The organism is Actinomycetota bacterium, from assembly GCA_018333515.1.
Classification (GTDB): domain Bacteria; phylum Actinomycetota; class Aquicultoria; order Aquicultorales; family Aquicultoraceae; genus Aquicultor.
Genome location: JAGXSZ010000040.1, coordinates 20,476 through 43,876 on the forward strand (window position 1 = coordinate 20,476; position 23,401 = coordinate 43,876).

Annotated in this window: 23 protein-coding genes, 1 tRNA gene, 1 pseudogene and 2 riboswitches; of the genes and pseudogenes, 20 read left to right on the forward strand and 5 right to left on the reverse strand. The window is 54.0% G+C overall.

Annotated elements, in window-relative coordinates:
• The first annotated feature begins 29 nt into the window (after positions 1 to 29).
• The 5 genes from KGZ93_11095 to rpoZ all read left to right on the forward strand — a co-directional run bounded on the left by KGZ93_11095 (position 30) and on the right by rpoZ (position 3,544).
• Positions 30 to 944 carry a dihydroorotate dehydrogenase gene (locus KGZ93_11095; protein ID MBS3910146.1) on the forward strand — a complete coding sequence of 305 codons (915 nt, stop codon included), beginning with the start codon at positions 30 to 32 and terminating at the stop codon, positions 942 to 944.
• 130 nt (positions 945 to 1,074) lie between these two features.
• Positions 1,075 to 1,809, forward strand: coding sequence for an orotidine-5'-phosphate decarboxylase (gene pyrF, locus KGZ93_11100; GenBank protein MBS3910147.1), 735 nt, complete (start codon positions 1,075 to 1,077; stop codon positions 1,807 to 1,809).
• A 587-nt stretch (positions 1,810 to 2,396) separates the two neighbouring features.
• Positions 2,397 to 2,708: an integration host factor gene (locus KGZ93_11105; GenBank protein ID MBS3910148.1), complete on the forward strand. Its 312-nt coding sequence runs from the start codon at positions 2,397 to 2,399 to the stop codon at positions 2,706 to 2,708.
• Between the two features lie 10 nt (positions 2,709 to 2,718).
• Entirely contained in the window at positions 2,719 to 3,291 is a 573-nt protein-coding gene (gene gmk, locus KGZ93_11110) for a guanylate kinase (GenBank protein MBS3910149.1), read from the forward strand.
• A gap of 7 nt (positions 3,292 to 3,298) precedes the next feature.
• Positions 3,299 to 3,544 carry a DNA-directed RNA polymerase subunit omega gene (gene rpoZ, locus KGZ93_11115; GenBank protein MBS3910150.1) on the forward strand — a complete coding sequence of 82 codons (246 nt, stop codon included), beginning with the start codon at positions 3,299 to 3,301 and terminating at the stop codon, positions 3,542 to 3,544.
• Here rpoZ and KGZ93_11120 read toward each other — a convergent pair.
• Positions 3,537 to 4,253: a hypothetical protein gene (locus KGZ93_11120; protein ID MBS3910151.1), complete on the reverse strand. Its 717-nt coding sequence runs from the start codon at positions 4,251 to 4,253 to the stop codon at positions 3,537 to 3,539. The two genes, rpoZ and KGZ93_11120, sit on opposite strands and share 8 nt — an antisense overlap.
• Positions 4,254 to 4,449: 196 nt before the next feature.
• On the opposite strand from KGZ93_11120, the gene coaBC reads away from it, so the two are divergent.
• From coaBC to KGZ93_11195, 15 genes are all read left to right on the forward strand, one after another.
• The gene (gene coaBC / locus KGZ93_11125; GenBank protein ID MBS3910152.1) at positions 4,450 to 5,673 is read left to right on the forward strand and encodes a bifunctional phosphopantothenoylcysteine decarboxylase/phosphopantothenate--cysteine ligase CoaBC; all 1,224 of its coding nucleotides are present in this window, start codon (positions 4,450 to 4,452) and stop codon (positions 5,671 to 5,673) included.
• An 86-nt stretch (positions 5,674 to 5,759) separates the two neighbouring features.
• Positions 5,760 to 5,906: riboswitch (SAM riboswitch) on the forward strand.
• A gap of 172 nt (positions 5,907 to 6,078) precedes the next feature.
• A complete protein-coding gene (gene metK / locus KGZ93_11130) occupies positions 6,079 to 7,311 on the forward strand; it encodes a methionine adenosyltransferase (GenBank protein MBS3910153.1) in 1,233 nt (410 codons plus the stop codon).
• Positions 7,312 to 7,338: 27 nt separating this feature from the next.
• The gene (gene priA, locus KGZ93_11135; GenBank protein ID MBS3910154.1) at positions 7,339 to 9,780 is read left to right on the forward strand and encodes a primosomal protein N'; all 2,442 of its coding nucleotides are present in this window, start codon (positions 7,339 to 7,341) and stop codon (positions 9,778 to 9,780) included.
• 55 nt (positions 9,781 to 9,835) lie between these two features.
• A complete protein-coding gene (gene def / locus KGZ93_11140; GenBank protein MBS3910155.1) occupies positions 9,836 to 10,342 on the forward strand; it encodes a peptide deformylase in 507 nt (168 codons plus the stop codon).
• Entirely contained in the window at positions 10,343 to 11,275 is a 933-nt protein-coding gene (gene fmt, locus KGZ93_11145; protein ID MBS3910156.1) for a methionyl-tRNA formyltransferase, read from the forward strand.
• A gap of 47 nt (positions 11,276 to 11,322) precedes the next feature.
• Complete coding sequence (rsmB, locus tag KGZ93_11150) at positions 11,323 to 12,666, forward strand: 16S rRNA (cytosine(967)-C(5))-methyltransferase RsmB (protein ID MBS3910157.1); 1,344 nt, start codon at positions 11,323 to 11,325, stop codon at positions 12,664 to 12,666.
• 319 nt (positions 12,667 to 12,985) lie between these two features.
• Entirely contained in the window at positions 12,986 to 13,654 is a 669-nt protein-coding gene (locus KGZ93_11155; GenBank protein ID MBS3910158.1) for a ribulose-phosphate 3-epimerase, read from the forward strand.
• Between the two features lie 44 nt (positions 13,655 to 13,698).
• Positions 13,699 to 13,851, forward strand: a riboswitch (FMN riboswitch).
• Positions 13,852 to 14,104: 253 nt separating this feature from the next.
• Positions 14,105 to 15,202, forward strand: a complete 1,098-nt coding sequence (ribD, locus tag KGZ93_11160) for a bifunctional diaminohydroxyphosphoribosylaminopyrimidine deaminase/5-amino-6-(5-phosphoribosylamino)uracil reductase RibD (protein ID MBS3910159.1) — start codon at positions 14,105 to 14,107, stop codon at positions 15,200 to 15,202.
• A 73-nt stretch (positions 15,203 to 15,275) separates the two neighbouring features.
• Complete coding sequence (locus tag KGZ93_11165) at positions 15,276 to 15,920, forward strand: riboflavin synthase (GenBank protein ID MBS3910160.1); 645 nt, start codon at positions 15,276 to 15,278, stop codon at positions 15,918 to 15,920.
• A 109-nt stretch (positions 15,921 to 16,029) separates the two neighbouring features.
• Positions 16,030 to 17,244, forward strand: coding sequence for a bifunctional 3,4-dihydroxy-2-butanone-4-phosphate synthase/GTP cyclohydrolase II (locus KGZ93_11170; protein MBS3910161.1), 1,215 nt, complete (start codon positions 16,030 to 16,032; stop codon positions 17,242 to 17,244).
• A 247-nt stretch (positions 17,245 to 17,491) separates the two neighbouring features.
• A complete protein-coding gene (locus KGZ93_11175) occupies positions 17,492 to 17,953 on the forward strand; it encodes a 6,7-dimethyl-8-ribityllumazine synthase (protein MBS3910162.1) in 462 nt (153 codons plus the stop codon).
• 76 nt (positions 17,954 to 18,029) lie between these two features.
• Entirely contained in the window at positions 18,030 to 18,374 is a 345-nt protein-coding gene (locus KGZ93_11180; GenBank protein MBS3910163.1) for a cupin domain-containing protein, read from the forward strand.
• 128 nt (positions 18,375 to 18,502) lie between these two features.
• Positions 18,503 to 18,919, forward strand: coding sequence for an Rrf2 family transcriptional regulator (locus KGZ93_11185; GenBank protein MBS3910164.1), 417 nt, complete (start codon positions 18,503 to 18,505; stop codon positions 18,917 to 18,919).
• 183 nt (positions 18,920 to 19,102) lie between these two features.
• Positions 19,103 to 20,524 (forward strand): glutamate--tRNA ligase, encoded by a 1,422-nt coding sequence (locus KGZ93_11190; protein ID MBS3910165.1) that lies wholly within the window; start codon positions 19,103 to 19,105, stop codon positions 20,522 to 20,524.
• A 163-nt stretch (positions 20,525 to 20,687) separates the two neighbouring features.
• Positions 20,688 to 20,758 (forward strand) — tRNA-Gln (locus tag KGZ93_11195).
• Between the two features lie 483 nt (positions 20,759 to 21,241).
• Here KGZ93_11195 and KGZ93_11200 read toward each other — a convergent pair.
• The 4 genes and pseudogenes from KGZ93_11200 to KGZ93_11215 form a co-directional block, all read right to left on the reverse strand.
• A pseudogene (locus tag KGZ93_11200) lies at positions 21,242 to 21,496 on the reverse strand (zinc ribbon domain-containing protein).
• Complete coding sequence (locus tag KGZ93_11205) at positions 21,456 to 21,917, reverse strand: hypothetical protein (GenBank protein MBS3910166.1); 462 nt, start codon at positions 21,915 to 21,917, stop codon at positions 21,456 to 21,458. The pseudogene KGZ93_11200 and the gene KGZ93_11205 overlap by 41 nt, the downstream one beginning before the upstream one ends.
• Complete coding sequence (locus KGZ93_11210) at positions 21,914 to 22,228, reverse strand: hypothetical protein (GenBank protein ID MBS3910167.1); 315 nt, start codon at positions 22,226 to 22,228, stop codon at positions 21,914 to 21,916. The genes KGZ93_11205 and KGZ93_11210 overlap by 4 nt, the downstream gene beginning before the upstream one ends.
• Before the next feature lie 107 nt (positions 22,229 to 22,335).
• Positions 22,336 to 23,142 carry a hypothetical protein gene (locus KGZ93_11215; protein ID MBS3910168.1) on the reverse strand — a complete coding sequence of 269 codons (807 nt, stop codon included), beginning with the start codon at positions 23,140 to 23,142 and terminating at the stop codon, positions 22,336 to 22,338.
• Positions 23,143 to 23,401 lie beyond the last annotated feature (259 nt).

Genomic DNA, 23,401 nt, shown 5'->3' on the forward strand with positions numbered 1-23,401 from the left:
GGGCGGTTTCTTCGCGATGGAGACAATGTATGAGTGTAAACTTAAGCGTTAATCTTTCAGGAATTAAAATGAAAAACCCGGTCATGCCGGCTTCCGGTACGTTTGGGGCGGGGCGCGAGTATAGCGAACTCATAGATATCAGCCGGCTCGGTGCGATAGTCGCCAAGACCGTTACATTAAAGCCGAGGGACGGGAATATCCCGCCGCGGCTCTGTGAGGTCTCATCGGGCATGCTGAACTCGATCGGCCTCCAAAACGAGGGAATAGACCACTTCCTTAAGTACGATCTTCCCTTCATGAAAGAGTTTGACATTCCCATTATCGTCAATATCGCCGGAAACAGCCTGGAGGAGTACGCGCAGCTTTGCAGGGAAATCGACCGCGTCGAGGGCGTAAGCGGTATCGAACTCAATATCTCTTGTCCTAATATAAGGGCGGGCGGGATCGCGTTCGGTGCTTCATCGAAGTTGGCCGAGCAAGTGACCGCGGCAGCCAGATATAACACACAACTCCCCCTAATCGTCAAGTTGACACCGAACGTTTATAACATATCGAAGATAGCGCGGGCCGTTACCAGCGCCGGAGCCGATGTCATCTCATTGATAAACACAATGGTCGGCATGTCCATCGATACCAATACCTTCAAGCCCAATCTAGGCAATATTACCGGCGGACTGAGCGGGCCGGCGATAAAGCCGATTGCGGTTCGCATGGTCTGGGAGGTAGCACAGAGTGTCAAAATACCGATTATCGGTATCGGAGGCATCTCGAACGCGCTCGACGCCGTAGAATTTTTCCTGGCGGGAGCGTCGGCGGTAGGCGTTGGTACGGCGAACTTTATAAACCCTCATGCCATGACCGATATCATCAGCGGGCTAGAGGCTTATCTCGTCGAAAAAGGCTTTACCGATATCAGCCGGATAATCGGAAAAGTCAAAACATAAGGGCAAGCATAGCGTCCGCCGCAACGGTATCAATCGGCATTGGCGGCGGTAAATCTTTGATTTTGCGGCCGGCTATAAGAGCACGACGCCGAAGAGTTACCCACAAACGGCCAAGGAGAGTTCGCGATATATGTATAAGCCGGAAGAGCGTCTGATAGTCGCACTCGACGTGCCGACCCGAAAGGACGTCGAGCAAGCCTGTGCGGCGATTGGAGATAGCGCGGTTTTTTATAAAGTAGGCTTGCAACTCTTTCTTCCTGAAGGAGCAGGTGTTTTAAGGTATTTGAAAGGCCGGGGCCTAAAGGTCTTTCTCGACCTGAAACTCCATGATATTCCGCACCAGGTCGCCGGCGCGTGCCGCGAAATCGCCCGGATGGGCGCGGATATGACCACGGTACATACGATGGGCGGTGTCGAGATGATGCGCGCGGCGGCAAGAGCCGTGAGGGAATCCGCGCTTGAACTCGGGGTCAAACCGCCGATCCTTTTAGGTGTGACCGTCCTGACCAGTTTAAATCAATCTCAAGCTGGGGAAATAGGAATCGCCGCGAAGATTTCGCAACATGTCGTCCGGTTGGCGACTCTGGCGAAAGAGAGCGGCCTCGACGGCGTTGTGGCATCGCCGTTGGAGGTCGAGGCGATAAGGGCGGCCGTGGGAGAGGACTTTGTAATCGTGACACCGGGCATCAGGTCGTCGGCGGATGTCGTGGGCGACCAGAAACGAGTTATGAGTGCGGCGGACGCAATCGGGGCGGGGTCGACATATCTCGTGGTGGGAAGGCCCATAATGGAATCGGACGACCCCGGGAAGGCCGCCGCGGCGGTTGCCGCCGAAATAGTGCGAGCGCTGAACGCAAGAACGTAATATGGATATTGAGTTTGCGGCACAGTTGTTTGACAACCGAGGCTAAAAGTACCATACTCACACGTAACGCTTGGTATCGTACCGCTTCCTGACCGGTACGGCCTTGAATGCGGCTCAATAAATCGCCTGAATTAAAAATTAAGACTTGCTTAAGACACGGGCTTATTGATAGCATGGTTTCCGTTAGGCCTTTAACGAGCGAGAGTTTTTGTTTTTGCTGGTAAAAAAGAAGGAAAAATATAATTTCGTAGAGAATTACCTAAAAGTCCAGGTCAGGGGAGCCTGTTCATAGCGACACATCGCCGGCCTGTAGGCTTCGGCCGAAAATTCAACATGTTTGGAAGGGAGGGAGGTACAGTCGTTAGTTGCTAGCTTGATTGACAAGGGGTATCTAGAGTAATTTACGAACCACTTCAATCTACATGGCAACAATCGAAGCTCAATTCAGTCGTGTGACAACGCACTGTGCCGGATGGTCCCAGTAATAGCCTACGTGATGCAACACGGGAGCGGGTGTTGAGCGTCAACCAGCTAGCCACAGATTTATTCAAAGTAAACAATTTAACTACCTAGCATAAGGAGGAGTTATGCCGTTACCGAAATTAACCGAGGAGCAAAGGCAAGACGCTCTCAAGAAAGCCGCGGAAGCCAGACAAAAAAGGGCTGAACTCAGGAAGCAGCTGAAAAACGGAGATGTCAATGTCAAGGAGATCATCTCTAAGACGGATGACCCGATTGTCTCGAGGATGAAGGTCAGCAGCTTGCTTGAGTCATTGCCGGGCATCGGCAAGGCCAGGGCTCAAAAGATTATGCAGGAGGCTGGAATCAGCCCGACCAGAAGAATCCAGGGTCTCGGCAGCAAGCAAAGAGAGATTCTTATCAGTTCGGTCGGTAAATAGACGGATGCATATGGTGGATGCGGAACGAAAGGTTTTCGTAATCTCTGGTCCATCAGGAGTCGGAAAGGGGACCTTGACCCAAGAACTTCTTAGGCGGGTCCCCTCAATCACTCGTTCGATCTCAGCGACGACGAGAAAGCCGCGACCGGGAGAGGAGAACGGACGAGATTATTTTTTTCTCACTGAAGATGAGTTCAAGAAACATATCGAGAGCGGGTCTTTCGTCGAGTGGGCGTTAGTCCACGAAAACTATTACGGGACTCTCAAGTCGGTAGTCGAGCGGATGCTCGCGGGTGGACAAGGCGTAATACTCGAAATCGATGTGCAGGGCGCCTTGCGGGTAAGAGACGCGATGCCCGAAGCGGTTCTCATTTTCGTACAGCCGCCCTCCATGGACGAGCTTGTCGGCCGTCTCGAACTTAGAAACACGGAGACTGAAGAGGAACTAAATAGGCGACTGAAGAACGCCGAAGGCGAGATGGTTCTTGCCGGTAAATACGATTATGTGGTAATAAATGATGAGATAGATAGAGCCGTCACAGAGCTGGAAGAGATTGTGCGGGAAGCGGAGCACAAAAGTTAGGAGATATATGGTAAGCAGAGTTCCGATAGACAAGCTGTTAGGAAAAGTAGATAGCAGGTTTACTCTCGTTATCGAGGCAGCCAAGAGAGCCAGGCAAATAAACGATTATTTTAATGCAGTCAAGCGCCACGATATGGTGCGCGTGCGGCCGCCGCGGATAGGTGATATGTCGAGCAAGCCGTTGACCATCGCGTTTCAGGAGATTGCCGACGACAGAGTAGTTTATGAGCGGACTGTCGAAGGCATCAAATAATATCTAGTCCGCCAATCCGTAGCTCCTCCACGAGAACTAGCGACCAGCCGATGAGGCCCGGGTCGACGCGGTCGAGTCCGGTAGCGACATGATTGCCGAGATGGATGAGGGCGGTTTCACCGGCCGTCCAGTTTTGAGAGATATCCAACCACACTTCGATGATATCCTCGGGGAAGACCGTTTTTTTAGAGGTGAGTACATCGAGCTTGTCTATGAGGTGGAAGAGTTCGTTGCCGAGTTCGAGCAAGCTGTACGTCCAGCGAACAGCGACTAGTCTCGGAACATAATTCGAGATCGCTCGCTCGATGAAACAGTACCTGTCCTTGAACCATTGGTCGGTGTGAATCCTATTTTCAGGTGTCATAACCTCGTAGTTGTCGACGGCTTCTTCGCCGTCTAGCAGGACGCTGTTTATCTCCCTAGCCTGGTGCCCAAAGATATCCGCGTGGAATTTCAGGCTTTGCGCGAGTTCCCAAATCGTAATGGCGCGCTGTGCCACATTAGGCATTTTATCTGTAATGTTGAATTGCTCGATTTGCTTGAGTAGCGAGAGCGTGAGGTCGTGCATGGATGCCAAATGCACCGCGGCCCGCACGGCAAATACCCTATTGATATTCGCCGACTCGAGCTTTTCCACGATTACCGTGCTCAGGCTCCCATGGTAGTCGTAATTATTAGAGCGGTCGATGATTGAATATACTGTACTCATACACATGCTATCGGCAACACACCCATAATGCTTAGGCCCTTAGTGCGCTAAATCGTCTTAAGCATTTAGAAATAGGCAGCTAAAGATGGTATAATAAGGTTATTAGGGTAGCGAGCGAATAACTACATCATATGCGTAGTTCGCATATCGCTCGAAATATTATGCGCGCTGTGGACGACTGTCGACCCGGAGTGAGATGACGGAGACGACCTTGAAAGATAAGAGCATACTCCTTGGCGTGACGGGAGGGATAGCCGCCTATAAGGCGGCCGATTTGGCCGGCAAACTGACGCAGGCCGGTGCCGTCGTCAAGACGATAATGAGCGAGAACGCCACGCGTTTCGTGGGCCCGTTAACATTTCAAGCGCTGACGGGGCAGCCGGTCGTTACCGACCTATTCGCCCCCGGCTCGGACGGTTCTATTCAGCATGTCTCGCTCGCGGACGAGGCCGACCTGGTAGTCGTGGCGCCCGCGACCGCGAACATTCTGGCCAAAGCCGCGCATGGAATCGCCGACGACGTTCTCTCCACAACACTGCTGGCCGCACGGGGGCCGATTGTGATGGTCCCGGCGATGAACAACCATATGTGGGATAATCCGGCCACGCAAGCCAATCTGCTGACCCTTCAGGAGCGCGGCGTAAATATACTGGCGCCGGAGGTGGGGAGGCTGGCTTGCGGGAGCGAGCAGGCAATTGGGCGATTCCCAAAAACCGAGACGATACTCGGATATCTTAAAGACCTTTTAATGACGGCCGACATTCTCTCCGGTAAGACAATAATAGTAACGGCGGGCGGTACGCATGAGCCGATTGACGCGGTACGTTTTATCGGCAACCGCTCATCCGGCAAGATGGGATATGCCTTAGCCGAGCGGGCAAAAGCCCGCGGCGCTGAGGTTATTTTAATCAGCGGACCGACCGGCCTCCGCGCGCCGGCGGGAGTGCGGCTCATCGAGGTCGAGACGGCGCTTGAGATGCGCCAGGCGGTCATCGACAATCTTCCGGGTTCGGCTGCGCTAATCATGGCCGCCGCCGTAGCCGACTTCAGGGCGGCCGGCAGGGCCGACGGGAAGATAAAGAAAGAGCGGATGGGTGATAGTATCACCTTAGAGTTAAACCCCGATATTCTCCACGAAGCGGCGGGGCATAAAGATCGCGGCGTTATCATCGGTTTCGCCGCCGAGTCCGAGAACATCATCGCTAACGCGACTTTGAAGCTGGAGAAGAAGAAGCTGGACCTGGTCGTCGCCAACGACATCGGGCGCTCGGACGCCGGCTTCGGAAGCGATTTCAACCTGGCGGTCCTCATCGACCACGATGGGCCGCGGGGCGAGTTCGCGATGTACCGCAAGTCCGATTTGGCTTCGGAAATAATCGATTGGCTCGCGCGCGCCCTCGGCGGCGACGTTGATTCTTGACTTTTTCACGCATTCTCTGGTAATCTGCTGCTATAGGACTGAATGATTCGAACCTTAAAAAGCCGCTTGGGCGGCGACATAGTGAACTCTTATCCAGAGAGGTGGAGGGACTGGCCCTTTGAAGCCTCGGCAACCTGGAAACAAGCGGGTATACCCAATCGTTTCTAAGGTGCCAATTCCGGCGGAATCTAAAGGTAGTATCTTTTGATTAAAAGGTTACTGAAAGATGAGAGAAGGTTTAACAAGACTATAAACCCTCGCGCTTTCAGGCCGAGGGTATTTTTATTGCGTAAGAAAGTCTTTAAATGCTCACAGAGCAAGGGTAGGCGAATAGTGGCTGGAGTGCGGTCGAGTCGAGAGAGACCGTCAAGACCACTAGGCGTTTGAGTAAAGGGAGGTAACAAAGTGTCAAAGAAACGGTATTTAATCACGTCGGAGTCGGTGACCGAGGGTCATCCCGATAAAATCGCCGACCAGATCTCCGACGCGATTCTCGACGCTATCTACACCGATGACCCGATGGCGCGAGTCGCGGTGGAAACACTGGTCACGACCGGTCTCGTCATCGTCGCGGGAGAGGTAACGACGTGCACCTATGTCGATATCCCGAGTATTGTCAGGCGGACGATAAAGGGAGTGGGCTATACGAGGGCGAAGTTCGGGTTCGACTGCGATACCTGCGGTATCATAACGAGCATCGACCCCCAGTCGCCCGATATTGCCCAGGGTGTGGATTGCGCATACGAGAACCGGGCGCTCGGCGTCGACGAGGAACTCGACCAGCAGGGAGCCGGCGACCAGGGGATGATGTTCGGCTACGCTTGTGACGAGACGCCGGAGTTTATGCCGCTGCCGATACTCCTGGCCCATAAACTGGCCGCGCGGTTGGCTGAGGTAAGAAAAGACGCGACGTTGCCGTTTTTGCGCCCCGATGGCAAGACACAGGTCACGGTCGCCTATGAAGACGGGAAGCCGGTCGCGGTCGATACGATTGTCATATCGACGCAACACGCGCCGGGCATCGATATCGAAAGCGACCTGCGTCCGGCGCTCATCGAGAAGGTGATAAGACCGATCGTCCCCGCGAGTTTCATCGATTATGATAAGGTGAAAATACTTGTCAACCCGACCGGTAAGTTTGAGATAGGCGGCCCGCAGGGCGATACCGGTTTGACGGGGCGCAAGATAATCGTCGACACCTACGGCGGCCTTGGCCGTCATGGCGGCGGAGCGTTTTCAGGGAAAGACCCGACCAAGGTCGACCGTTCAGCGGCGTACGCGGCGCGTTATGTGGCAAAGAACATCGTAGCCGCGGGCCTTGCCGAGCGCTGTGAAGTGCAGTTGGCCTATGCCATCGGAGTGTCGCGCCCGGTATCGATCATGGTGGAGACCTTCGGGACCGAAAAGATACCGGTCGAGAAAGTAGAGGAACTCGTCGAGAAGCACTTCGACTTGCGCCCGGCCGCTATCATTCACGACCTCGACTTGCGCAGACCGATATATAAGAAAACCGCCGCATACGGCCATTTCGGTCGAGATGATGCCGATTTTACCTGGGAGAAGACGGACAAGGCAGCGGCGTTGCGCGCCGCCGCCGGTTTGGCGGCTCTCAAACCCGATGCGGTGACTTTGAGTTAGGACAACCGACCCAAAGGAGCATTACTCTTGCCTCAAAAGCCGCTCATCGCCAATGTCGTCGTCGACCTGCCGGTCAAGGCGGTCGACCGCGTTTTTGACTATGAAGTTCCCTTCGAGTTAATCGCTCGAATCACCGTCGGCTCGCTCGTCGTCGTTCCCTTCGGGCCGACCAGGCAGGTCGGTTACGTCTTTGGCTTGGCCGGTGATTCCGAGATAGAAAAACTCGCGAAAGTAGAGGCGGTTCTCGAAGAGCATCCCGCCTTCGACGAGCGCATGGTCGAGTTGTGCGCGTGGCTTGCCGACTATTATCTGTCGATGAAGAGCGAGGCGATAAAGCCGGCCCTGCCGCCCGGCCAGAGCCGGAAGATAATCCAATCGGCAAAGATCGTGGCCCGGCCCCAGGCCGAGCTGACGCAACGTCAAAGTGAGGTCTATCAGGCGTTGAAAAACCTCGGCGGCGATTCGCCCGTCGATGCCGTAAAAAAAGCCTGTGGCGCGAGCGCTGTGCCGGTCATCAAAAAGTTAGAGCAGGCCGGTCTCATCGAGCGTTACTACCGGCTAGACAAACAAAAAGTGAAAACCGCGACCGAGCGCTATGCGGTCGGGACCGCGCTTACGGAGAGACCCGAAGAAATTCCGGACAGTCTCGCGCGCGCTCCGAAGCAGCGCGAATTGATGGAAATTCTGCTGGCGCAAGGCGCTGTCGCGGTTTCAAGACTTCTTGCCGAGGCAAAGGCGTCGCACTCATCATTGAACGCGCTTACGGAGAGGGGTTTGGCCCGAATCGAGGAGCGCGCGGTAAATCGAGACCCCGAATACCATTTTTCAGAACAAGACAGCAAAGTCGAGCTGACCGCCGAGCAGCAATCGGCGCTTACGGAAATCGAAACCGCCCTGGAGGGAGGCGCCAACGACGTTTTCTTGTTGCAGGGTGTGACCGGCAGCGGCAAGACCGAGGTCTATCTGCGCGCGATTAAGCGCGCGCTTGACGCAGGCAAGGGAGCCATCGCGCTGGTGCCCGAAATAGCCCTAACCGCACAGGCGGTCGCTCGCTTCAAAGCGAGGTTTGGTGAGACGGTGGCGGTGCTCCATAGCGGCCTTGGCGCCGGCGAGCGGTTTGACCAGTGGCGCGGCATTCAAGGGGGTCGTTATCGCGTCGTCGTCGGCGCTCGCTCGGCTCTCTTCGCGCCGGTGCGCGATATCGGCATAATAATCGTCGACGAAGAGCACGAGGCTAGCTACAAGCAGGGACGAAGCCCCAGATACAACGCCCGGGACGCCGCGATAAAGCGGGGCGAAATCGAAAATGCGGTCGTCGTCCTCGGTAGCGCCACCCCATCGCTGGAGAGCAAATATCACTCGGAGGCCGGCCTATACAAGCCGCTTTTCCTGCGCTCCAGAGTCGAGCAGAGAGAATTCCCCGGCATCGAGGTGGTCGATATGAGGGAGGAGCCGTATGAGAAACCGAAATCCTCGCTCAGCCGCCTCCTTAAACAAAGGCTCGCCCAGACGCTCGAGGCCGGCGAGAAAGCCGTTCTCTTCATCAACCGTCGCGGATTCTCCAACTTTGTCATCTGTGAGGAGTGCGGTTTTGTCCCTAAGTGTCGAAATTGCGCCGTATCGCTGACTTTCCACTCCATTAACAACAGCCTCCGGTGTCACCACTGCAATTACGCCGTGCGTGCGCCGCAAGCGTGCCCTAAATGCAAGGGCCAAAAAATCGCCTTTCCGGGCTCGGGAACGCAACGTATCGAAACCGAACTGGCAAATCTTCATCCGTCCGTGCCGGTAATAAGGATGGACGCCGATACGACCTCGCGCAAAGGCGCCCACCAGAAGCGCCTGGCCCATTTCCAACGGGAGAAATCGGCAATCCTGCTGGGAACTCAGATGATAGCGAAGGGTCTCGATTTTCCAGAGATAACCCTGGTGGGGATAGTCAACGCGGACACGTCGATACATCTTCCAGATTTTCGCGCGGCCGAGCACACTTTGCAGATACTGATGCAGGTATCGGGTCGCGCGGGCAGGGGCGAGCGCCCCGGGAGGGTCGTCATTCAAACCCGTGTTCCGGACAGCTATCCGCTGCGCGCGGTCCTCGACGCCGACTACGAGGGCTTTTATAAAACAGAGCTGGAGTTTAGGCGCGAACTCAACTACCCGCCGTTCTCCGGCATAATCAGGATGGTAATCTCGGGGAATAACCCCGAAATAGTCGTGGGTCTCACCAAGCGCGCCGCAAGAATCATCGACACCGCCGACCTGGGGGATGCGGCCACACTGGTAGGGCCTTCACCGGCGCCGCTTCTCAAGGTCAAACAGGAGTACCGCTGGCATATCTTGCTTAAAGTCTTCGATGACTCGAAGGTCAAAACGTTCTTGGGCGATAATTTTCATCGATTTGTGCCGGATAAGTACAAAAATGAGGTAAGCTTAATTATAGATGTCGATCCCGTGTGGGTACTATAGAATTCAATAATCTAAAGTCAGGATTGGGAAATCTTGAACGCAGGAGGAGCGAGCAGTGGCCATTTTGCCGATAAGGGTCTATCCCGACCCGGTCTTGAAGGAGAAGACGCACGTAGTCGACTCTATCGATGATGACTTGAGGAAGCTGATCAAAAATATGATAGATACGATGCGCGCGGCTCCGGGCATCGGGTTGGCGGCAAACCAAATCGGTGTTTTGAAACGGGTCGTCGTCGTCGATGTCGATGACGATGAAGACGCGATGGTTTTAATAAATCCCGAAATCACCTGGTACAGTGAGGAGCAGGAAGAGAACGAAGAAGGTTGCCTCAGCGTCTACCCGGACAAGATATCCGTCAACGTCTCCCGGTCCTTAAGGGTTAGAGTAAAAGCCGTCAATGAACATGGTGAGGACGTCGAGTTCGAGGCCGAAGGGCTCCTTGCGCGCGCCCTCCAGCACGAGATGGACCACATAAACGGCAAAGTGATCATAGATAGAGCGAGCGACGAAGAGCGAAAAAGCGCCCTGAGAGCGCTTACCGAAGAGATGGGGATGGGATAAGTGCGACTGTTTTTCATGGGCACACCCGAACTCGCGGTGCCGGTACTCAAGAGAATAACGGAGTCTTCGCACGAGATAACTCTCGTCGTCACCCAGCCCGACAAACCATCCGGGCGTAATCGCCGCCTAACGCCTCCGCCGGTCAAAGTCGTCGCCCAAACGGAAAACATACCGGTCGCGCAACCGCCGACCTTAAAGGATGAAGACTTCAGAGAGACCATCATCGGCCTCGATGCCGATGTCGGCGTAGTCTTCGCCTACGGGAAACTTATCCCGCAGTGGCTGCTCGATGCCCCGAAGTACGGCGTCATCAATGTCCACCCCTCGTTACTGCCGAGGTGGCGCGGGGCCGCGCCGATACAGCGGCCGATAATGGAGGGCGATAAAATCACCGGCGTGACTATCATGCGGATGGCTATGGAGTTGGACGCGGGCGATATCCTACTCCAGCGGCAGGTGCCGATAGCGCCTGACGATACGACGGGTACCCTCTCGCACCGATTGGCCGATATCGCGGCAGAGCTTGTCGTCGAGACCCTCGACAAAATAGAGGACGGCACCGTCGTTCGGGTGACCCAGGATGAATCCGGCGTGACTTACGCCCGGAAAATCACCGACGAGGATGCGGCAATAGTCTGGCGGCGCCCGGCACAGAGCATTTCAGACCAGGTGAGGGGGCTCAACCCGAAACCCGGAGCGCGCACGATAGCCCGGGACAAGCTGCTCAAGGTGTGGCGGGTCTCGGCCGCGCCGGAGATAGCAAACGGGGAACCCGGCGCTATAGTCCATATCGACCCCAACAAAGGACCCTTCGTGGCGACAGAGAGCACGCCGCTCTTGCTCGACGAGGTACAACCGGCTAATAAGAAGAGGATGAGCGGGGCGGAATTCGTCCGCGGTTATCGCTTAAGAGTCGGCGACAAGTTGGGCTAGACTAGGTCGGTTGCGGGCTAAGGGCGGCACGCGACGGAAGGGTTATTATGTCAAAAGCACCGCGAGAAATCGCGCTCGAAGTAATCAATCGCGTCCATAAAACCGGCAGCTACGCCAACTTGCTACTACCTAAGAGACTTCAAGAGAGCGACCTCGACGTAAGGGACCGAGCTTTCGTCACCGAGCTTACATACGGCACGCTCAGGGCTAAAGGGACGCTCGATTGGGTCATCAAGAAGTTCTCCTCACAGAAGATCGAGAAGATTCCCGACCTGGTCCTCGACCTGTTGCGGATGTCGATTTACCAAATAATATATATGGATGTGCCGGACCGTGCCGCCGTAAACGAAGCGGTCGATATCGCTAAGAAGAACTTCCATCCCGGTATTTCCAAGTTCGTAAACGGGCTTCTGCGCTCGGTCTCCCGGGAAAAAGAAAATCTTCCCTGGCCCGACCGCAATGCCGACCCGGTAAAATATATCGCGCTCAAGTACTTCCACCCGATGTGGATGGTTAAGTCGTGGATAGAAGAATTCGGCGTTGCGGAGACAGAGGCTCTCTGCGCCGCCAACAACCGCGCTCCCAAGATGACGATACGCGTCAACACCTTAAAGACAGACCCGGAGGCTTTAGCGCAGGCTTTGAGGGACGCCGGTTGGACGGTCGAGGCCGGCTCTTACCTGCGCGAGGCGCTCTCCGTGCGCGGAGGGGGCGACATAACGCGGCTTAGCCGGTTCAAAGAGGGCCGGTTCTATGTCCAGGATGAAAGTTCCATGATAATCGCGCGCGTAGTCGACCCGCAACCGGGTGAGACCGTGCTGGATGCGGCCGCGGCGCCCGGAGGCAAGACGACGCATATGGCGGAGCTGATGAAGAACAAAGGCCAAATCATCTCGGTAGACTCAAACGCAAACCGGGTCAATCTTATGAAGCGGAACTTCAGCCGGATGGGAGCGTCGATTGCGCTGCCGATACAGGCCGATGCCAAGAGAATAAACGCGGTCATCAAGAAGCCGGTCGACCGCGCTTTGCTCGACGCGCCTTGCTCCGGATTGGGCGTCCTCGCGCGCAGACCGGATTCGCGGTGGAACAAGACACCGGAGCAGATAACCGAGCTGATGTCCCTCCAGACCGACATGCTCGACGCTGTAGCGGGCGCGGTCAAGCCGGGCGGGGTACTTGTCTATTCGGTTTGCACGTTGACCAGGCAAGAGACCAGACTCGTCGTAGAGCGGTTTCTGCGAATCCGCGAGGACTTCTATGTCGACAAAATCGCCGCATATTTGCCGGAGCGCCTGCGGGCCGACGTCAAAGACGATATGATTCAATTACTACCACACAAACACGGCGTCGACGGCTTATTTATAGCGCGGTTTCGTCGAAGCGAGTAGGGGAGCGGGCGAGCAGGCGAGCGGGTGTAACCCCAAAAATTGTAACCAGACTAGTACTCCATCACACGTTTTATGAGTTGTCATTCTGAGTGAAACGAAGAATCTCTAAAGCTTGAGACTGTTCGGTCGTTTTCAACTCCCCCAGAATGACGGATACTAGTCGATGTATGTGTGATGGAGTACTAGCCACAGAGCCGATAATATACTAATATAAGCAGGTGCGCGCGAATAACCGGTCGTATTTCCGGAGAACAGACTCGAATGCCGGGTATCAGACGCGGCGTTTTTGCAAAAATCGGATATTGACTCGAGGTAGGGAATGGATAAAAAGGTACTCATAGCCCCGTCGATTCTTTCGGCTGATTTCTCGAGGCTCGGCGAGCAGGTCGCGCTTGTCGCGCAGGGTGGAGCCGACCTTATCCATGTCGACGTGATGGACGGGCATTTCGTGCCGAACATAACCATCGGGCCGTTGGTCGTGGAAGCACTGAGAAAGACGACCGACCTGCCGCTCGATGTACATTTGATGATCGAAAACCCCGAGCGCTACATCGACCGTTTTATCGAGGCGGGCGCGTCGTGGCTCTCGTTCCACGCTGAGGCAACGGACCATTCACACCGCGTGATCCAGCTGATAAAGGAGTACGGGTATGTAAAGGCGGGCATCTCCATAAACCCCGCGACGCCGGTTACCTATCTCCAGCACATCCTCGAGGACCTCGATTTCGTCCTCGTGATGTCGGTAAACCCCGGGTTCGGCGGCCAAAAGTTTATTCCGAGCGCGCTAGAGAAGATAGAGGTCATCCGCCATATGATAGATTCCCGAGGACTCGATGTTAAGATTCAGGTCGATGGCGGGATATCGGCGGCCAACGCGGACAAAGTCGTTCTCAAAGGCGCGGAAATTTTGGTAGCGGGCTCCGCGGTCTTCGATTCTGAAGATATACCAGAGGCGGTACGGGGTATACGCAAGGCCGCAATGCTCTAGCTTGCAATATCCGTTGACCATTTGATACAATCATTAAAATTACATAGTACCTTCGGGGCAGGGTGAAATTCCCGATCGGCGGTTAGAGCCCGCGAGCTGCTTGTGTTTAACGGCGAGTCATTCGTAAAATATCACAAAAAGCTGAGCCGGTGAGATTCCGGAGCCGACAGTTACAGTCTGGATGGGAGAAGGTTAAGAGTCAAGTATACGTATAGCGTATACTTGGATAATGCGCCCCGCTTTCTCCCGGGTGCATTTTTATTTGTCCGCACAACAGCGACTAGCTGCTATTACCAGCGGATATGTTTGCGGGGTCGGAAGTTGACAGAGGGTCGATATGTGGTTGATGGTTTATCGTAGCGGATTAAACTAAGGGATTTTGCAACTCATATTTTATCTCCCTATTAACCGTAACAGAGTAGGTACGTTTGTGAGCCGGAAATCGAGGTTATGAAAAGCATAGAAATATCGGGCTATGAGAGCTATATGGATAGGGCGATAACGCTGGCTGAGAAGGGTCGGGGGGCGACCAGTCCCAACCCGATGGTGGGAGCGCTTATCGTAAAAGACGACCGCGTGATAGCGGAGGGTTATCACGAGCGGGTGGGCGAGCCCCATGCCGAGATTAACGCCCTAAAGAACGCCGTCGAAGATGTGACCGGGGCGACAATGGTCGTCTCACTGGAGCCGTGCAATCACTTCGGCAGGACGCCGCCGTGTACCGAGGCGATTATAGGGGCGGGGCTAAGCAGGGTTATCGTGGGCATGGTAGACCCGAATCCGAAGTGCGCGGGCGGCGGCATCAAACGCTTGCGCGATGCCGGAATCGAGGTAGAGTACGGGCTGCTGGCGGATAAGATAGCCAGGCAAAACGAGGTGTTCATCAAATATGTTACGACGGGCAGACCCTTTGTGGTGCTAAAAGCAGCCATCACCCTTGACGGGAAGATTGCCGAAGCGCGCGGGAAGACCACGGCGATTACCGGCCCCGACGCAAAACAGAAGGTGCACGAGGTAAGAAATGAGCACGATGCCGTCATGGTCGGGATAGGGACGGTAATAACCGACGACCCGATGCTGACTACACGCTTGGATGGCGTGAAGGCCAAGAACCCGATTCGCGTAATCGTCGACTCGAAAGCCAGGACGCCGCTGAAGAGCAGAATCGTAAAGAGCGCGCGCGAGGTGCGCACTGTCGTCGCCGTCGGCTCGCGCGCCGCACCCGCGAACATCGAGGACCTCGAAGCGCGCGGCATCGAAGCGCTCAAGCTCGGCCGTTGGGACGGCGCCGTCGACGTAGAGCTTCTCCTGGAAGAACTGGGGCGCCTTGAGATATCGAGTGTGCTCGTCGAGGGCGGAGGCAGCTTAATCGCATCCTTCGTAAAGGCGGGCATGGTCGACAAGTATATGGTCTTTGTCGCACCGAAGCTGCTCGGTGAGGGCGGTGTCGATTTCGTCGGCGGAGAACTCGACTCGGCCCGCATACTAAATATCACGGCTATTGAGCGTTTGGGAGACGATATTTTAATAGAGGCGTACCCCGCGTAGGGGACGTTGCTACGGTTACTACGGTTACGGGCTTACCCGACGGGAGAGCCGGAGAGGAAGCAGGGCTGAAAGTATGTTTACCGGCATAATCGAGGAGCTAGGTAAGATTCAATCGATAAGGCGCGGAGCCGATCAATTCGTGCTCGATATCAAAGCGCCGCAACTCGCAACGGGGGTCGAGATAGGCGATTCGGTCGCCGTAAACGGAATCTGCTTAACGGTTGTGACGAAGACGCGGGACGGTTTTGCGGTCGATGTCATGCCCGAAACCGTCACGAAGACCAACCTCGATATCATCGGGTCGGGTGAGACCGTCAACCTCGAGCGGGCGATGACGATGTCGAGCCGCCTCGGCGGCCATATGGTATCGGGCCACGTCGATGGGGTGGGCGCTATCAAGTCGAAGTCGAAAGAGAAGAACGCGCTCCTTATCAGGATTTCGGCGCCGGAGGCGGTGACGCGCTACCTTATCGGCCGCGGCTCGATTGCCGTCGACGGCATAAGTTTGACCGTCATGGATTACGGCGATGAATACGTCGTAGTCTCGATAATCCCGCATACGGCTTCGGTAACGACTTTGGGGCTTAAGGGACCGGGCGATATCGTCAATCTCGAAGCCGACCTCATCGGTAAATATATTGAAAAATTCATAAACGGCCAACAAAAAAAGACGCCGGGCCTGACGCTCGACACACTCCGCGAGCACGGGTTCGCGTAGCGAAGGACAGGCGGGCGCACCGGGGGAGACTATGGCCGGCGAAGCCGCCGGTACTAATAAACGATGAGGCCGGCGAAGGCCGGCACCTCAATAAAGAAAGGTGAGCAAGGTGTTGAACACAATCGACGAAGCGTTAGACGATATGCGAGAGGGGAAAATCATCATAGTCGTCGATGATGAGGATAGAGAAAACGAAGGCGACTTCATAATGGCCGCAGAGCGGGTCACACCGGAGACCATCAATTTTATGGCGACGAATGGGCGCGGCCTCATATGCATGCCCTGCACGCCCGAGCGCCTCGACGAACTGGGGATTCCGGCTATGGTATTTAATAACACATCCGAACAGGGAACCGCGTTTACCGTATCCATCGGCGCTAAGGGCAAGATAAGCACCGGCATATCCGCCCGCGACCGCGCCGTTACTATCCAAACGGTCGTCGACGCGGACAGCAAACCCGGGGACATATCGATGCCCGGACATATCTTTCCACTAAGAGCCAGACGCGGTGGCGTTTTGGCGCGCGCGGGCCACACCGAGGCGGCGGTCGACCTCGCGCGCCTCGCGGGCCTGTATCCCGCCGGAGTAATCTGCGAGATAATGAACGAGGACGGCACGATGGCGAGGCTGCCCCAACTCCAAGAGGTCGCCGAGAAGTTCGGCCTCAAAATCATCAGCGTGGCCGACCTTATCAAATACCGGCGCCGGACGGAGAAGCTCGTCGAGCGTATCGCCGAGGTCACGCTCCCGACCAGTTTCGGCTCGTTCAAGGCGGTCGGCTACCGCTGTAAGCTCGACGGCAAGGAATACTTCGCGCTCGTTAAGGGTGAGGTGGAGGGTAAGGATAACGTGTTGGTCAGGGTTCACTCCGAATGCCTCACCGGCGATATCTTCCACTCGCTCCGCTGCGATTGCGGGGACCAGCTCGAGGCGGCGCTCGGCATGATAGAGCGAGAGGGCCGGGGTGTCCTTCTCTACATCTTGGGACACGAGGGCAGGGGAATAGGTCTTTTAAACAAGCTTCGCGCTTATGAGTTGCAGGAAGCCGGGCGCGACACCGTCCAGGCCAACAATGACCTGGGCTTCGCGGCGGACTTACGGGACTACGGTATGGGCGCGCAAATTCTCGCCGACCTCGGTTTGACCTCAATCCGCCTGATGACGAATAACCCGAAGAAGATAGTGGGTCTTGAAGGATACGGCCTGAAAATCGTCGAACGCGTACCCATACAGGTCGGCACGACCGAATATAATGTTCACTATCTGGAGGCAAAAAAGGAAAAGATGGACCACATGTTCGACTGGCATAAAGCCGATAATTAAAGATAAACCCGGTTGGACGGCTGCGAAAATCACGAATTGCGAAGTTTTGATATCCGACAGCGAAGAAGCGAAGAAGCGAAGAAGCGAAGAAGCGAAGATTGAATGTTTAACGGCTAGGCATAGCAGGAATGGCTGACAGCTTATGTAGTCAAGCTCAAGGAGGTGTCGGTCTGCCTGCGCCCTTTAGATAAATCAGCAATTTGTTATTTAAGTGTAACAAGAAATTAAGATACGAGGAGGTTGTTTAATGCAGGTATATGAAGGTAATCTTATTGGAGAGGGACTAAGGGTTGCCATCGTGGTAGGCCGCTTTAACGATTTTATCGGGTCGAAGTTGCTCGACGGCGCCCTGGACGCGCTCAAGAGGCACGGCCTCGATGAAGGCGATGTTCATGTCGCTTGGACGCCGGGCGCTTTCGAAGTGCCGCTCATAGCGAAAAAGTTGGCCGAGAGCGGTCGCTATGATGCTATAATCTGTTTGGGAGCGGTAATCAGGGGCTCGACACCGCATTTTGATTATGTGGCAGGCGAGGTTGCCAAAGGAATCGCGAGGATTAACCTCGACAGCGGCGTGCCGGTCATATTCGGTGTCGTCACGACAGACAGTATCGAGCAGGCCATCGAGCGCGCGGGAACCAAACACGGCAACAAGGGATGGCAAGCCGCCGTCTCCGCTATCGAGATGGCAAATCTAATGAAAACGCTCTAAGTTTTAAGCTATAATGAGATAGTGCAAATCTTGCAACTATTAAATGTACATGGTTAGATGTGGTTGGTGATAAGAGATGAAAGTAGAAAAACCCTGGGGATTTTATAAACAATACGCGTATAATAAGACTTGTTCGGTCAAGCTTTTGACGCTCAACGCGAACGAAGAGACCAGCCTACACTGGCACAACCTGCGAAGCGATGCATGGGTAGTCCTCGACGAAGGCGTTCGGGTGCAAATAGGCGAGGAGTTCCACGACGCGAAAGTGGGAGAGGAATTCTTTATCCCGTCAGGAACGGTACACAGGTTGATGTCGGTCAGCGAAGGCCGGGCACGAGTGCTCGAAATAGCGTTCGGCTATAACAACGAAGACGACAACCACAGGATAGCCGATGATTACGGCCGTGAACTAGAGATATAGGATTTAGTCGTATATAAAATATTGTTGAAAGTAAGTAACGGTTTTAGTGTTTTTTTGCGCTTGCTACGGATTGTTGACAAGAAATTGCCCCGGGAAAGTAGTCTGTTTGTAAAGGTGAAAGGGACAAGATGAGAATGTCAACGAAAGGGCGCTATGGCGCCCGAGCGATGCTGGACATAGCGATGCATGACGACAAAGGCCCCGTTTCTTTGCGGGACTTAGCCCAAAGGCAAGAGCTTTCCGTAAAATACCTCGAACAGTTGATTAAACCGCTAAAAGCAGCGGGCTTGATCAAGAGCGTTCGTGGAGCCGGAGGAGGCTATGTTCTTGCAAAAGAGCCGTTCGATATAAATCTGCTACAGATAATTGAGGCACTCGAGAAACTTGCGACATCGGATTGTCTCGATAATCCGCGGATATGCGGGCGCGTTGCCATATGCGCGACGCATGATGTCTGGAAGGAGATACAGAACTCCACCACCCATATTCTGGCCTCGCTGACCCTGCAAGACATGGTAGAAAAGCAACGGCGGAAGCTCGCCTAGCGCCCGCGGATTCCAAACATTCCGGCAACCGGGAGAATCAAGAGTGAGCCAATCCGGGTTAAAGCCGTCCTCTATTCGACGCGCCAACCTGGAGCCTTTGTGTCAAAACATATCGACGACCAATATTTATATGTCTATAGCGACAAACATTCTTATTGTTATTAAGCATGGCCTGGAGGTCTTATGGAAAGCGATGTAAGGGTACGATTCGCGCCGAGCCCGACCGGATATCTGCATATCGGCGGGGCAAGAACGGCTCTCTTTAACTGGCTCTACGCGCGCCGTCACGGCGGCGCCTTTGTTTTGAGAATCGAGGACACCGACCGCGAGCGCTCAACCGATGAGGCGATAGACGCCATTATCAATAGTATGACCTGGCTTGGGCTTACCTGGGATGAGGGGCCGCACCTGCAGACGGATCGCCTCGACCGCTACGGTGAAGAGGCCCAACGCCTGTTGGCGGAAGGCAAAGCGTACAAGTGCTACTGCGCGTCCGAGGAGCTTGAAGCGATGAGAAAGGCGGCGCTCGACAGAAAAGAGGCTCCCAAGTACGACCGCCGCTGCTTCGCGCGCAGCGAGAGCGAGCAAGCGGCATGCGAGGCGCGAGGCCTAAGACCGGTCATCCGGTTCCGCTGTCCCGACGAGGGAGCAACGATCATCAGCGACCGAGTCAAAGGCGAGGTCGTCTTTGAGAACCAAAACCTCGATGACTTCATCATGGTGCGCGCCGACGGTATTCCGACCTATAACTTCGCGGTCGTCGTCGACGATTACGACATGAGCATCACTCATGTGATAAGGGGAGACGACCACCTCTCGAACACCCCCCGCCAGGTTGTGCTGGGCGAGGCGCTCGGCTATAGAATTCCCGAGTTCGCGCATCTTCCGATGATTTTGGGGTCGGATAAGACGCGCCTCAGCAAGCGCCACGGTGCGACCGCGGTCGAGGCCTATCGCGATGAGGGCTATCTTCCGCAAGCGTTAATCAACTATCTCGCGCTTCTCGGCTGGGGATTTGAGGATCAGACCGTTTTTGCGCCGGAAGAACTCATAGCCAAGTTCGGGCTCGAAGCGGTCGGCAAATCGCCCGCCGTCTTCGACCCGGCAAAACTCGAATGGATGAACGGCGTCTACATCCGCGAGCTGACATTACCCGAGCTTGCCGGGTATCAGAAGAGCTTTATGCGAGCGGCCGGTCTTCCTATCGAGATGTACGAAGATGCCTGGTACCTGCGTCTGGCCGAAATCACACAAGAGCGGCTGACGAAGCTCGCGGATATCGTGGGCCTTAGTGATTTCTTCTTCAGCCGGGTTCCGTTCGACCCGGTTGCCGTTGAGAAAGTCCTAAAGAAAGAGGGGACAAAAGACGTGCTGGAGCAGGCGATAGAGGTGCTCTCGGGCTCGTTTGCTTTCGAGGCGCACGAAATAGAGACGCGCCTTCGCGCGCTCGCCGAGACGACGGGCGTCAAAGCGAAGTTCGTCTTCCAGCCGTTGCGTGTTGCCGTAAGCGGGCGCATCGTCAGCCCGCCGCTCTTCGAGACCATGGAGCTTCTCGGCAGGGACACCACCATCGAGCGTCTCGGCGAGGCCGTAAAAATGCTTTAACACCAGGATGAGCAGGTCTTTTTCGAAGCGATTCGGTGGGCCAGGCGAGGCGCGTTGCCTCACGCGAAAGTCTACTCGAAAGTCTACTCGAAAGTTGAACACCACGTCAATTCGTGGTACTATTTCGATGTCGATTCTTCGGAATCAATTGAAAAGAGAAGAGTGGGGGATCGTCTAACGGTAGGACAACGGACTCTGGCTCCGTATGTGAGGGTTCGAATCCTTCTCCCCCAGCAAGTTTTCAAATTCCTCTAAATTAGATCCTGAAGCGAGTATGCTGAAGGGTTCTTTTACCTGGTAGCTGGCTATAAGACCGTTCTTCAAAAGCAGGTTCGAAGATGTTAAACTAAGAACCCTCTGCTTTTCTTCAATTGACCCATCACTGTATACCTGAACTGCTGAATTAGCGAATTTAAAGAAACCTTCCATCTGTTCGAAGATTCTTTCATCGTTTGCATTAGAGGGGCTTAATTGCCGTTGTAAAGAAGCTCGCTCATCCAGAAGCTCACTTCTTTTCTTCTCATAAAAATCAATCATGGTTTCATCGGTTTCCTTGATGCAAGCATCGATTAGGTTTTCGAGCTTCTTGCCGTTTTCGAGGAGCCGCCTGTTGATGCTCTGAATAATTGTTTTGTTGTCGCCTCGCTCTGCGTCCTTTTGCTCTCTTGTAGCCCGAAGTAGCAGCCCTAGTTCGGCATCGTCTATGCTGAAACCTTTGAGCACGCCGACAACTTGTTCATCGAGCCTATCTTCGCGCGCATACGGTTTTCTGCTCTCGCACTTCGGTTTTGCGCAATGGTAATACGTATGACCCTTTTGAATCTCAGCGGTTACAGCATGCCCGCAAACCGCACAGGTTAAGAAGCCACGCAAATGAAACGAGTGCTTTTGTTCTTTGGGCTTCGACTTCTTGTTTAAGATCTCTTGAGCCTTATCGAAGACCTTCAAGACCGGGGAAGAAGATGTGAACATGAGGGTAGTTGTTGTTACCCCGATGAGGCTCAACGATCCAGAAGTAATCAAGGGAACCCTTATGACCCCGTCTTTTCTTCCACATCTTTACGTTGTTTAAGAATTTGCGGATCTCATTTCCGATATTTACCCAGCAGCTCAGCAAGTCAACGCCGGTCTGCGCAAAGGTGAGCGTTATAAAGACGCCTTTTCGGACGTTTTTTCTACCGAGCGCCTTTTTAAGTTTTCTACTTATCGCTTTTCTGCCGCCCTCTGAGTATCTGCCTAGTTCATAGTAGGGGATAAAGATGTACTTTTGCTCTTCGTCCCGCCACAGAATAATCCCGTGTTCTTTGCAGCCCGAAATATAGTCGTGATAGTCCTCATGCACCTGTCTGTTGACATTATTGTTAACAGATTCAAGATAAGAAGGAGAGCTCATAGCGAGCCCTCTTTTCGAGAAGAGGAAGTGCAATTTCCGAGCTTTTGCGCCATAGCGCAAGCCCTGCTTCGGTCCCCCTCTCCCGACTCTACCACAGCATCCGCTGTGGTCTTTGAGTAGGGAACGGGGGACTCTCCGCAGGGCAGTTGTTCAGTGGAGCAATATTTGGGGAACAGATGGTCGTAGGCGAGCGAGCCGAATTCTGCAAACTGCTCTAAATACGCGACAGCCTTCTCATCGCTGAGCGCGAGCCCGTACTTTTTCTTGAAGTGTTCTTTTGTGTCTTGAACTAATTGAGTTGAAAACGCCATCTTATCCTTCCAAGTGGTAGTTCTTGGAAGGACCGTAACAAATCTAGAATTCCGAAAAGGGACAGTTTGACTAGGGGTTTATGTCAACGATGGAGAGAACGTACTGCTTAAAGCGCGTGCATGCTCTTTTTGTTTTTTTCGCGCATCTTTTCAGATTCATCTAATATTTCGTCAGAATCCTCATCGTAATCGGCAAATACGCCTTCTGACGTGCTTGCACTGACTAGGAGTTCCGCTAGATCGTAATAAGTTGCGTTGCGGTCCTCTTCCTTTAGATAGCAGTAGGTTAGGAAGAGCCAGGCGTCTCGCGGTAATTCTTTTCTATAGAGCTTTTTATCGTTTGGCTTTTCAATCCAGATGTTTTTTTCTGGCACGTCCTCGCAGTGCATTCTGAAGAAGTCAAAGAGCTCAGGCTCGATTCTGACATATCGACTACTCGCGGTTCTATTGAACTGCGCATAAAAGTACCTTGGTAGCGGCCAAATCTGAACATTTATAGCCCAGTGGAAGATCATATTGGTCAGTGCTGTTTCTGGCATTACGAAAGACTTTATCGGGCGACCTTTTCTTCTTTTTATCCGCAGATTCTTAGGATTCTTGGATATTGTTTGAACCATGCTATCAAGCTCACCCAGGTATCTCTTTACGTCTTCTGTGTCGAGAAGACATGCTCGAATATCGTTCATTATGCTCATTTTAAGCTCAGGGTTAAGCCGACTGCTGACTAGCGTGCTTCCAGGCATCTCATTGGCCTCGGTTGATTGGATTTCCAGACCTTCAAAGTCGACGTGCTTGCTTACGTCGTTTGCAATGTTCATGTAATCAGGTACGAGCAGATGCACCGTCGATGCGATAATCCCCATGGGGTCCTTTGCCTGTTCTCGGTGATATTTGCGGCGTTCTTCTCTTGTCATCCAGCGGTGGCTTAGTTCCATAATGGCTTAAATATATCATATGCTTAGCGGTTTACACTTATGCGGCTAAACTGCAATAGCCATGCTAGTAATGGCAAGACTATTTATTTGTATAAAACCAAGTATTCAATTCTTCAATCTATCAGGACAAGCTCGATTTCCAGTGATAGTATAGTAAAAGCACTTACAATTTAGTTGTGATTAATGAGGGAACCCATGTTGCGCTTTTACGAGCTAATGTAGGCAAGTAGAAGAAGCG